At 71.9% G+C, this 11,934-nt stretch carries 9 protein-coding genes; 6 read left to right on the top strand and 3 right to left on the bottom strand.

All coding sequences use genetic code 11. The annotated features are described in order from the left end of the window. Positions 1-170: 170 nt before the first annotated feature. Complete coding sequence (locus OHA19_RS14665) at positions 171-1,268, bottom strand: pyridoxal-phosphate dependent enzyme (protein ID WP_405716343.1); 1,098 nt, start codon at positions 1,266-1,268, stop codon at positions 171-173. A 219-nt stretch (positions 1,269-1,487) separates the two neighbouring features. Here OHA19_RS14665 and OHA19_RS14660 point away from each other — a divergent pair, with 219 nt between their 5' ends. From OHA19_RS14660 to OHA19_RS14635, 6 genes are all read left to right on the top strand, one after another. After that, positions 1,488-3,071, top strand: a complete 1,584-nt coding sequence (locus tag OHA19_RS14660; RefSeq protein WP_405716344.1) for a S8 family peptidase — start codon at positions 1,488-1,490, stop codon at positions 3,069-3,071. A 376-nt stretch (positions 3,072-3,447) separates the two neighbouring features. Then, complete coding sequence (locus tag OHA19_RS14655) at positions 3,448-4,200, top strand: GntR family transcriptional regulator (protein ID WP_405716346.1); 753 nt, start codon at positions 3,448-3,450, stop codon at positions 4,198-4,200. Positions 4,201-4,606: 406 nt separating this feature from the next. Continuing rightward, the gene (locus tag OHA19_RS14650) at positions 4,607-4,807 is read left to right on the top strand and encodes an SPOR domain-containing protein (protein WP_405716347.1); all 201 of its coding nucleotides are present in this window, start codon (positions 4,607-4,609) and stop codon (positions 4,805-4,807) included. Between the two features lie 143 nt (positions 4,808-4,950). After that, positions 4,951-5,352: an NUDIX domain-containing protein gene (locus OHA19_RS14645; RefSeq protein ID WP_124716614.1), complete on the top strand. Its 402-nt coding sequence runs from the start codon at positions 4,951-4,953 to the stop codon at positions 5,350-5,352. Between the two features lie 390 nt (positions 5,353-5,742). After that, positions 5,743-6,171, top strand: coding sequence for an ATP-binding protein (locus OHA19_RS14640; protein ID WP_405716348.1), 429 nt, complete (start codon positions 5,743-5,745; stop codon positions 6,169-6,171). Between the two features lie 193 nt (positions 6,172-6,364). Further along, the gene (locus tag OHA19_RS14635; RefSeq protein ID WP_405721832.1) at positions 6,365-8,893 is read left to right on the top strand and encodes a SpoIIE family protein phosphatase; all 2,529 of its coding nucleotides are present in this window, start codon (positions 6,365-6,367) and stop codon (positions 8,891-8,893) included. A gap of 19 nt (positions 8,894-8,912) precedes the next feature. Here OHA19_RS14635 and OHA19_RS14630 read toward each other — a convergent pair whose 3' ends face one another. Then, positions 8,913-9,623: a PspA/IM30 family protein gene (locus OHA19_RS14630; protein ID WP_405716349.1), complete on the bottom strand. Its 711-nt coding sequence runs from the start codon at positions 9,621-9,623 to the stop codon at positions 8,913-8,915. 88 nt (positions 9,624-9,711) lie between these two features. Further along, the gene (locus tag OHA19_RS14625) at positions 9,712-11,838 is read right to left on the bottom strand and encodes a TPM domain-containing protein (protein WP_405716350.1); all 2,127 of its coding nucleotides are present in this window, start codon (positions 11,836-11,838) and stop codon (positions 9,712-9,714) included. Between the last annotated feature and the right edge of the window lie 96 nt (positions 11,839-11,934).

The following is an 11,934-nucleotide window of genomic DNA, read 5'->3' as shown; positions in this document are numbered from 1 at the left end:
CGGCGGTGCGCGGCGCGCGGGGTGAACGGCTGACGGGGCGCGCGACTGACGGGGCGGGGGGTGAACGGCTTGTGGGGCGCGCGGGCGCCGGTGGCCCGGTGGGTCGGACCGTCCCCGGCCGCCCGCTCCGGCTGCCCGGCCGTCCTGGTCCGCTCCGTCGGCCCGCTTCCTCAGCCCGCGAGGCCGGTCTTGAGACCCGCGCCGCACAGCGGGACGACGACGGTCCGGTCCGTCCAGTCACCGACCGCCGCCCAGCAGGCGACGCCCGTCGTCTCCACGTAGAAGCCGCGCGCCGCCAGATCCAGCTGCGCGGCGCGGATCTGATCCTCGGTCACCGTGAGGAAGGTGCCGCCCGATTCCCTGACCGCGGCCAGGATGGCCCGCGCGCGCGGCGGGCGCGGGATGGCGATGCCCTCGGCGAGGGTGGCGGCGGAGCCGGGCGGACCGCCGGGAAGCAGGTCGTCGGCGTCCGCACGGAAGGCGGCCGCCAGCGGTGAGACGGCCGCGGCCTGGACGGCGATCAGCGCCGGGCGCCGGTCGATCAGCCCCCGGGCATGGAGCTCGGCGGTGGCCAGGGCCGCACCGAGGAGCAGGGTGCCGTTGCCGACGGGTACGGCGATGGCGTCCGGGAGACGGCCGCCGAGGTCCTCCCACAGCTCGTACACGTACGTCTTCGTGCCGTGCAGGAAGTACGGATTGTAGACGTGCGAGGCGTAGAAGGTGCCGGGGATGTCGGCGGCGGCGCGGGCGGCGGCCGCGGTGGCCTCGCGGTCGCCGGGGACGATCTCCAGGCCGGCGCCGTGGGCCCGGATCTGCTCGGTCTTCTTCGGCGAGGTGCCCTCGGGGACGTAGACCGTGCAGGGGAGCGAGGCGCGGGCGCAGTACGCGGCGACCGCCGTCCCGGCGTTGCCGCTGCTGTCCGCGACGACGCGTTCGGGCGACAGCCGGCGGGCCAGCTCGGCGAGCATCACCGCGCCGCGGTCCTTGAAGGAGAGCGTCGGCATCAGGAAGTCGAGCTTGGCCGAGACCGTGCCGGTGAGCGGCACGAGCGGGGTGCGGCCCTCGCCGAGTGTGGTTGTGGGCGAGGAGAGCGGCAGCACCTCTTCGTAACGCCACAGTGAATTGACGCGCCCGGTCAGGGAGTTGACCGAGAGCGTGCCGGCGGCTTCGAACTCGAGATCCCAGGGGCCACGGCAGACCGGGCAGCACCAGGTGAGAGCGGTGGTGTCGGCGCGGGTGCCGTCCTGCGGGCAGATGTATGCGGGCATGCCGGTCAGCATGTCAGGCCCGTGGCGAAGGTATTGCAGGGCCCGGCGCACCCTTGTGCGATTCCCAAGAATCGGTCAATCTTTCGCTGTCGGCAGGGAGCGAGCGGTGCGGAATCCGCAGCAGTTGCTTGTCATGCCCATGCCGCTGAACTCTGCTCTCTGTTGCCGCGCCATGCGCAACCCCCCACCAGTGCACCGCGATCGAGGAGGACCCCTCACATGTCAGTGATGCGTCACACCCCCCACACGCGTCGAAGACTTGCCGCGGCGAGTGTCATAGCCGGTGCCGCTCTCGCGCTCTCCACCGCGGCGGTGCTTCCCGCCTCCGCGTCCGGTACCGCGGCGGAAGGCCGGATCGAGAACGCGGGCGCCCCGGGCACCATCAGCGGCAGCTACATCGTCACGCTCGAGGACTCGGCGGCCAGGGCCGGCTCCGCGCAGGGCAAGGCGCTCGCCGAGGAGTACGGCGCCAAGATCAAGAAGACCTACCGCGCCGCCCTCAACGGCTATTCGGTCGAGCTCTCCGCCTCGCAGGCGAGGAAGTTCGCCGCGGACCCGGCCGTCAAGTCCGTCGTGCAGAACCGGACCTTCAGGGTCACCGGCACCCAGCCCTCGCCGCCCTCCTGGGGACTCGACCGGATCGACCAGAAGTCCCTCCCGCTGAACCAGAGTTACACCTACCCCGACAACGGGGGCCAGGGTGTCACGGCGTACATCATCGACACCGGTGTGCGGATCACCCACAGCGACTTCGGTGGCCGGGCCTCGTACGGCTACGACGCCATCGACAACGACAACACCGCGGACGACGGCTACGGCCACGGCACGCACGTGGCGGGCACCGTCGCCGGTTCGGCGTACGGCGTCGCCAAGAAGGCGAAGATCGTCTCCGTCCGGGTCCTCGACGACAGCGGCTCCGGCACGACCGAGCAGGTCGTCGCGGGCATCGACTGGGTGACGGCGAACGCCGTCAAGCCCGCGGTGGCCAACATGAGCCTGGGTGGAGGGGCGGACTCGGTGCTCGACGCCGCGGTACGCAAGTCCATCGCGTCCGGCATCACCTACGCCGTCGCCGCGGGCAACGAGTCCACCGACGCCTCCACGAAGTCCCCGGCACGGGTCACCGAGGCCATCACGGTCGGCTCCACCACCAGCACCGACGCCCGCTCCAGCTTCTCCAACTACGGCAGCGTGCTGGACATCTTCGGCCCCGGCTCGTCGATCACCTCGGCCTGGAACACCGGCGACAACGCCACCAACACGATCTCCGGTACGTCGATGGCGACGCCGCACGTCGCGGGCGCCGCGGCCCTCTACCTGGCCGACCACCCGAGCGAGAGCCCGGCCCAGGTCTCCGCAGGACTGGTCGCCGCGGCCAGCACCGGAGTGGTGACCAGCCCCGGCACGGGCTCGCCGAACCGGCTGCTGAACGTCGGCAGCGGCACCACCACGCCGCCGGGCAAGAAGTTCGAGAACGCGACGGGCTACACCATCGCCGACAACTCCACAGTCGAGTCGCCGATCACCGTCAGCGGTGTCACCGGCAATGCGCCGGCCACGCTGAGCGTGCCCGTCGACATCTCGCACACCTACATCGGCGACCTGAAGATCGACCTCGTCGCGCCCGACGGTTCGGTCTACAACCTGAAGGCGTCCGGGAGCGGTGGCAGCGCCGACAACGTGAACACCACCTACTCCGTGAACGCCTCGGCGGAGGTGGCCAACGGCACCTGGAAGCTGCGGGTCGCCGACAACGCGGCGGCGGACACCGGGAAGATCAACTCCTGGGGTCTCCAGTTCTGACGAAGGTTCCGGCGGCGCTCCGACGACTGCTCCGACGATCGCTCTGACGGCGTTCTGACGACGGTTCCGACGACGACGGTTCCGAGTGCCGTGCGTCCCTGACGCGTCGGACATGTGGGGCGGCTGCTTCGGCGGCCGTCCCATTCGTCTGTGTGCGGACCCATGGGAGAACCCGGGGGAATGGCGGACGCGATTGCGGTGAACCGGAGGAGGGGAGGAGGCGTGAGAAGAGCCGAGAACCCTCTGGCGGCCGATGGCCGGATATGCGCAAGGACCTGGCGAATCATCACTTCGAGTGAATCTTTGGCCTGTGCTTGCGGTTCACAACCGACGGTTGTCAGGCTGTTGCAGACTGTCAACCTGTTGGGAGTGGCCTGTGACTTTCGGTGAGCAGCCCGCGTATCTGCGCGTTGCGAGCGACCTGCGAAAGAAGATCGTCAACGGTTCGCTGCCGCCGCATACGCGCCTGCCTTCGCAGGCCCGTATCCGCGAGGAGTACGGAGTCTCGGACACCGTCGCGCTGGAGGCGCGCAAGGTGCTGATGGCCGAGGGCCTGGTGGAGGGGCGTTCCGGTTCCGGCACCTATGTGCGCGAGCGCCCGGTCCCGCGGCGGATCGCCCGCTCCGGATACCGGTCCGCGGCCGGCGCCAGCCCGTTCCGCCAGGAACAGACGGCGGAGGGGGTGCACGGGACGTGGGAGTCCCGCAGTGAACAGGAGGGGGCGAGCGTCGAGATCGCCGAGCGCCTGGGCATCGAGCCGGGCGACCGGGTGATGCGGACGAGGTACACCTTCCGCGAGGCCGGGGAGCCGATGATGCTCTCCACCTCCTGGGAGCCGCTCACCGTGACGGGGCGTACGCCGGTGATGCTGCCGGAGGAGGGCCCGTTGGGCGGCTGCGGGGTGGTCGAGCGGATGGCCGCGATCGATGTCGTCGTGGACAACGTGGCCGAGCAGGTCGGCGCGCGTCCGGGGCTGGCGGAGGAGCTCCTGGCGCTCGGCGGCGTGCCCGGGCATGTGGTGATGGTGATCGAGCGGACCTACTACGCGTCGGGCCTCCCGGTGGAGACGGCGGACGTGGTGGTGCCCGCCGATCGCTACCGGGTCGCCTACCACCTTCCTGTCAGGTGACCGGCGCGCGGCGGGCGCCGTCCGTCGTCGTGGCCGGGCCGCCGCCCGGCCGGGTCCCGTGACCGGGGGACGATCGCCGGTCCCGTTTGATGGTCCTGTCCCGCCCGTGCCTTCCGGTCCGTACCCGCGCATCGGAAGGCGGCGGCGAAGCCGTCGGCGGCCGACAGGACACAGCCACGCGAAGCCCGGCCGGTGCACCGGCCGGGCTTCCGTCGTCGACGGCGGGCGCCTTGGGCGCACAGGGGGCGTACCCGGCCGGGTACGCCCCCTCTTGTTGACCGGATCGGTATCTCTTTGTGTAATTACGTATCCGTTGAGTGAAGGTCAGGCGTACGCTCGGGCATATGCGTACTGCGGTTTCCTGGGGATCTTTACTGATGTGCACGCCGTTCGAGGGAGGGGCGCAATGCTCGGGAGGGACACGATGAGCGACAGCGGTGCCGTGCTCCCGTGGCTGGTGATAAGGCAGGACGACAACGGCAATCGCTATCGCGTCGGCAGGTATGCCACGCAGGGCGAGGCCCAGAAGATCGCCGACAAACTCGATGAGCACGGGCACAAGCAGCTCTACTGGGTGGAGCGCGTCGGGGAGAGCGCCCGGCCGTAGGGCGGGCGCGAGGAGTGCGGCGGCGCGGCGATCGCGCTCCGGCGCACGGCTGTGCCCTCGTTCACCCACCCGTCGGGAGAGGACCTGCGCGACAGCCCTTAGGGTCCTGTCCGACGGGGTTGCACAAGAACGAAGGCGGAGTGATGTCGGTCCTGATCGACACGGTGGCATGGGTGCGGGTGGAGAACGGCAGGATTCTCTGCGCGCGGCCACGGGGGAAGGACGTCTTCTACATCCCCGGTGGCAAGCGGGAGGGCCGGGAGACCGACCTGCAGACCCTGCTGCGCGAGGTCGAGGAGGAGCTGGCCGTGGCCATCCTGCCCGCGACGGTATCCCACATGGGTACGTACGAGGCGCAGGCGCACGGCCATCCGGACGGCGTGGTCGTGCGCATGAGCTGTTACGCCGGGGAGTACCGGGGCACGCTGACCGTCAGCAGTGAGATCGAGGAGATGGCGTGGTTCTCCTACGCCGACCGGCCGCTCGTCCCGCCGGTCGATCAGCTGCTCTTCGACGACCTGAAGGCTTCGGGCGCGCTGGCCTGAACCGCCCGGCCGTGCGCGCCGCCCTGCTGCCCCGCCATGCGCGCCGTCCCGCCGCCCGCCGCGCCGCCCGCCGCGCCGCGCCGCCCGCCCCGCCGCGCCGCCCGCCCCGGCGGGCCGAACAGGGCGGGGACGGCAGAGGAGTTGGCCCGCGCGGCCGGGCCCGGGGCGCGGGCAAGCAGGGGCGTCGGGGGTGGTTGACCGAGGCAGACGCCAAGGCGGCAGCGCGTGCCCGCCGACTCGTGCGCCCCTTCCTTCCGGGCGCATCTGTTCGTGCGCACGGCCGTACACCCGTACGCCCCACGTGTCGATCCCGGCGATAGTTCACCCCAAATATCGGGTATGTGCTGAATAGCCCTTGTAAACAGGGTTCCCCGCTGTTGGTCTTGGGAAGTGATCGGCGTGATCGACAGTGAAGGCGACTGTGCCGAGTGGACCTTTCCGGCCGAGCCGGGTGCCGTGCGATCCGCACGGCACGCCGTCCACGGGGCGTTGGCCGCCTGGGGGCTCGACGCCGCCGTCGGGGATGTGACCGTTCTGCTGGTCAGCGAGTTGGTCACCAATTCCATGCGCTATACATCGGGGCCCATCGGCGTACGCCTGGTACGCCCTCATCCCAACGGTGACGCCCCCTCCGCCCGCCCGGGACTGCTCGTCGAAGTCTCCGATCCGCTTCCGGATCCGCCCACCGAACGTATGGCAGGACCGGAGGACGAAGGGGGCAGGGGGTTGCAGCTGGTGGCGTGTTCCGCCCGCCGCTGGGGGACCCGGCGGGGAAAGACCGGCAAGACCGTGTGGTTCGAGCTGGCCCTGCCTGGTTAGGAGTGGGGTGGGACGGACAGCGATCACCGGAGGTCGGCCAGAACCTGGCTGAAAGGGACTGAGACCGTGCTGTGATCGTGAACGCCGTGTCGGTTGGGGCCGGAGTGCTGAATACTGCGGGCATGACCGGTCCGGTGTGTGAGCTGGAGGGGACGGTCGCGTGAGCGAAATACCTGGGACAGCGGGCGGCATCGTGTGGCAGAGCAGCCCGCCTGGCTCGATCTACGACTACATCAAGGTCGCCTCCTTCTCGATCGGCCCCGACGGCCTGATCGAGCAGTGGAGCCGCCGGGCCGCCGGCCTCTTCGGCATTGCCGCGGACAGAGCGGTGGGCATGGACCCGGTCGAGGCATTCATGCCCGCCGAACTGCGCACGGACGGCCGCCGCGCGGTCGGCGAGATCCTCGACGGCCGGGAGTGGACGGGCCTCGTCCCCTTCCGGATACCGGGCGAGGAAGCCGTGCGGGGGCTCGCCGAGATCTATGTGATGCCGAGCGAGACGGCCGGCGGGGAACGGGCCGCGCTCTGCATCGTCGTGGACGTCCGGGCCCTGCGCCACATCGAGACGGACCTTGCCGCGTCACAGGCGATGTTCGGCCAATCACCCTTCGGCTTCGTGCTGTTCGGTACGGACCTCGCAGTGGTCCGCGCCAACCAGCGCTTCGCCACCGTCTTCGGCGGCCGGGCCGAGGATCACCGCGGCCGCACGGTCGAGGACTATCTCTCCGGCCCCGAGGCCGACCGGCTCACCGACACCATCAGGCGCGTACTGGAGAGCGGAACGTCCGTCATCGATCTCCAGATCGTCGGCACCGCCCCCGGCGAACCCGGCAGCCGCAACTGGTCCATGAACCTCTACCGCGTGCACAGCGGATCCGGCCGCCCCATCGGCGTCGCCGGACTGGCCACCGACGTCACCCGCAGACACATCGCCGCCCGAGAGGCCGCCAGCGCCCGCCGCAACCTCGCCCTGCTCAACGAGGCCAGTGCCCGGATCGGCAACTCCCTCGACCTGGAGACCACCGCCCGCGAACTCCTCGACGTCGCCGTGCCCGGCTTCTGCGACCTGGCCTCCGTCGACCTCTACCAGGGGCTGCTCACCGGCGACGACGCACCGCCCGGGAGCTGGGATTCGCTCCGTCAGGAATCCGTCGGCGGCTCCGCCGAACTGCGCCGCGTCGCCCAGGCCAGCGCGGTGGCGGACGTCCTGCCCGACACCGCCGCGGAGACCGGCTCGCCCGAGCTCGGCTCCGTACACCGCTTCTCGTTCAGCTCGCCGTGCGCCATCGCCCTGCGCACCGGCCACGTCGAGGACGTGCCCGGCGACGACCGGGGCTTCGTCCAGTCCACGCTCGCCGTGCCGATGGTCGCCCACGACACGGTGGTCGGTCTCGTGCAGTTCTCCCGCACCAAGGGCAGCGAACCCTTCGGCGAGCGGGACCGGGGCCTGGCCACCGAACTCGCCGCCCGCGCCGCGGTCTGCATCGACAACGCCCGCCTCTACCGGCGCGAGCACGAACGCGCCCTGATCCTCCAGCACAGCCTCCTGCCGCCCGGCGACCCGGTGGCCGCCGGCCTCGACATCGCCTGCCGCTACCTGCCCGGCAACACGGCCACCGAGGTCGGCGGCGACTGGTTCGACGTGATCGAGCTCCCCGGCCACCGCACCGCCCTCGTCGTCGGCGACGTCATGGGCCGCGGACTGCGGGCCGCCGTCGCCATGGGCGAACTGCGCACCGCCGTACGGACCCTGGCCCTGCTGGACCTGGAACCCGCCGAGGTGCTCTCCGCGCTCGACGAGGTCGCCCGCGGACTCGGCACCCCCGGCGGCGGCAACGCGTCCGGCGGCTCCCAGTGGCCCTCGCGGGCCGCCAACAAGTCCCGGGAGGCGGACCTCTCCGAGGTCTATTTGGCGACCTGCGTGTACGCGGTCTACGACCCGGTCACCCGGCGCTGCACCTTCGCCAACGCGGGTCACCTCCCGCCCGCCGTGGCCGAACCGGGCGAGGCCGCCCTGCTGCTCGACGTGCCGCCCGGCATGCCGCTCGGCGTCGGCGGCGAACCCTTCGAGGAGGTCGAGGTCGAACTGAAGGAGGGCTCGCTGCTCGCCCTCTACACGGACGGGCTCGTCGAGTCCCGTGACCACCCGCTCGACGAAGGCCTCGAAGCCCTGCGCGCGGCGCTCGTCGAACCGGAACGGCCGGTCGAGGACGTCTGCGACCACGTGCTGACCACCCTCGACACCGGGCACGGCGAGGACGACATCGCCCTGCTGGTGGCCCGTATCCAGGGACTGCCGGCCGACGCCGTCGGCGACTGGCAGCTGCCCCGCGAACCCCGCTCCGTCGGCCGCGCCCGCGAACTGGCCCGCGGCCGGCTGCTCGCCTGGGGCCTGGACGACCTGGTGGACACCACCGAACTCCTGGTCAGCGAGCTGGTCACCAACGCCCTGCGGTACGCGGAGGGCGAGATCCGGCTCAGACTCCTGCGCGACCGCACACTGGTCTGCGAGGTGTGGGACGCCGGACTCGTCCAGCCCCGGCGACGGCGGGCCCGCGACACCGACGAGGGCGGACGCGGGCTCCAGCTGGTCGGGCTGCTGAGCGTGGCCTGGGGGTCGAGGCGGACCCCGCGCGGCAAGACCGTCTGGTTCGAACTGGCCCTGCCCGACGGGGCACCCGCCGCCGAACTCTCCGTCGACCAGCTGCTGAGCATGTACTGAGCCGGTCGCCGGACAGCCCTCAGGCCGTCTTGAGCGCGGCCAGCCGGGCGTCGATCTCGGCGCTGTCGCCCAGGCTGTCCAGCTGCTCGAACTGGGCGTCCAGGGACGAGGCGGCCAGCTCCTGCTTGCCCAGCGCCTTCGCCTCCTCGCGCCGGACCTTGTCCTCGAACCGGCTGAGCTCACTGGTCGGGTCGAGCACATCGATGCTCTTCACGGAGTCCATCATCCGGTTCTGCGCCTCGGCGGACTTGGCACGGGCCACCAGCTCGTCCCGCTTGGCCTTCAGCTCCGACAGCTTGGTCTTCATCTGGTCCAGGCCGGACTTAAGCCTGTCCACCACCTCGGTCTGCGCGGCGATGGTCGGCTCCGCGGTCTTCGCCTCCTTCTCCGACCGGAGCTGACGGCCGAGCGCCACCTTGGCCAGGTTGTCGAACTTGTCCGCCTCCGCCCCCGACCCGGCCGCCCGAAGCTCGTCGGCCTTGCGGCTCGCGGCGAGCGCCTTGCCGCCCCACTCCTTCGCCGCGTCCACATCCTCCTGGTGGTCCTGTTCCATCAGCCGCAGATTGCCGATGGTCGTGGCGACCGCCTGCTCGGCCTCCGAGATGTTGGCCGTGTACTCGCGGATCAGCTGGTCGAGCATCTTCTGCGGGTCCTCCGCCTGATCGAGCAGCGCGTTGATGTTGGCCTTCGCCAGCTGGGTGACGCGGCCGAGAATGGTCTGTTTGGTCATGGAACTCTCCTTGCACGAGTGCGGTCTTGCGGACGAATCCCCGCGGATGAAGCTGCGAATGAAGCCTTGGGCCGCGCCACCGCGACGCTCAGAAACGGCCGCCGCCACCGCGCCGGCCACGTGTGCCACCGCCGCCGAAACTGCCCGGCCCGGCGGTCCCTCCGTGCCCCCCGCCGCCGAACCCGCCACCGTGAACGCCGCCGCCGCGCCCGCCCCCGCCGCCCAGGAGGCCGCCGAGGATGATGCCGCCGAGCACCGCGCCGCCGACCCCGCCACCCGTCCCCCGCGCACCGCCCGGACCGTTCCGGTCCCCGTACGAGCGCACATCCTGTTCGGCCAGGCTCCGGGCCTGCCCGGCCAGCGAATCCGCCTGCTGCGCTTCGGCCAGCGCCCCCTGCGGATCCTTCGACCCGGCCAGCTCGCGGGACCGGTCCAGCCGCCGCTGGGCCTCCGCCAGCCGGGTCCGGGCCTGGCTGCCCACCGCTCCCCGGTTCGTGGTGATGAAGTCGGCCGCCGCGGCGATGGCCGAACGGGCCGTGAGCACCGCCCCGTCCAGGAGGGAGAGGGCCCGCCGGTCGCCTCCTTCGCGTTCGCGGACACCGGCCAGCGCCGCGTCGAGCGCCGCGTCCGCCTCCTCCACCCTGCGCAGCGCGTCGATCGGGTCGTACGGACCGGCCCGCATCTCCTCCCGCACATCGCCGAGCACCGACTTCGCGCGGGCGATCCGCCCCCGCAGACCGGCGGTCGGCGCGCCTTCCCCGGCGCCTTCGAGCAGCCCGCCCGCATCGGCCAGATCGGTCTCCGTCTCGGTGAGGGCGGCGGGCAGCCGCCCCGCCGCCTCCGCGAGCTCCCGGCTCCGCCGCTCCACCGCGTCGACGAGGGTGGTCGCCTGGTCGACGGCTCCCTCGGTGGCCCGGATGTACACCGCCGCCGCGGCATTGCTGTCGCTGTCCACCGACTGCCGGCCCCGGTTGAGGCTCGACGTGGCGAAGACGAGCCGGTCCTTGGCCTGCTCGATGTCACCGGCGACGGCGGCGAAGGCCGATTCCGCGTACTCCTCGCGCATCGTGGTCAGGGTGGCCTCGGCCGCGGCGACCCGCCCGGCGAGCGCCCGGAACGCCGCCTCGGCCGTGGCCAGGGCCCGCGGGGCGTCGCGTTCCAGGGCACGCAGCCGGTCGAAGTCCTCGGACACGGCGTCCAGCCGGGCCCCCGCGTCCGCGCAGCGGCTGATGATCTCGTCCAGCATCCGGCGTCTGGTCGCCTCGTCCTCGGGAATGGCGTCGTCCAGTTGCTGACGCAGCCGGAAAGCCGCCATCAGCCCGGCCTTCGCATGGCCGACGGCCTCGGTGAACGGGGCCGCGGCCTCCTCGCCGAACTGGGCGGTGGCGAAACCCAGTTCCTCCTCGCTGGTGCGCACCGCGTCGTCGGTGTCCACCAGCGCCTCCTTCGCGCGGGCGTCGAGCTGCGGCAACGGCGTCGGCTCGGGCACCCCGCCGGGCGAGGCCGGGCCCCAGCCCTTCGCGCCGGGCGTGGTGCGGGTCGTGGCGCGCCGCCTGCGCCGGGTGTACGCGTAGCCGGCCACCGCCGCCGCCCCGCCGACCACGACCACCGGAAGAATCAGGTCCCCTGCGCCGGTCCCGGCGGAGCCACCGGATCCGGGATCGGCGACACCGGGTGTGACGGCCGGGGTGGGCACGGCCTTGCCCGCCAGCACGGCGGAGTACCCGTCCGCCGCGCCGATCGCCGCCCCGGCCCAGTCGTTCTCCCTGAGCGCGGGATCGATCGCGGTGCTCGCCACGTCCTGGAGCTGGGCGTCGGTGAGACGGGAGCCCTGTTCGACGGTGTACGCGTACTGCCGGTCGTGGGTGGCGACGGCGAGCAGGACGTCGTCGCGGCCGAGGCCGTTGCGGTCGGCCGTCGCATCGGCCCAGCTCTGCGCGGACCGCCCGGAGAAGTCGCGTACGTACACGACGAAGAGCTGTACCCGGCGGTCCGCGTACAGCCGGTCGAGTGCGGCCCGCACCTGGTCCCTGCGGTCCCCGAGCGCCCCCACCTTGTCGGTGATCTGACCGTCCCGGGACAGCGTGACGGGATCGTCGGCGCGAGCGGCCGGCGCTGCGGGGAGGGCCGACGCTGCGGGGAGGGCCGGCCAGCACACCGCCATCAGCACGGTGAGCACGGCCCGGCCCGGTATGGATATCCGGGTACGGCTCACGGGCGGCATCACATTTGTGAGGCTATGTCCACCCTCCGTCACCCGCGACCCGGCGACCGGGCCGGCCGGGGGCACCCGGGCGGTGCGTCATGATGC

This window comes from Streptomyces sp. NBC_00012, assembly GCF_045040875.1.
In the GTDB taxonomy this organism is placed as follows: Bacteria; Actinomycetota; Actinomycetes; order Streptomycetales; family Streptomycetaceae; genus Streptomyces.
This window is presented reverse-complemented; position numbering and strand designations above follow the sequence as displayed.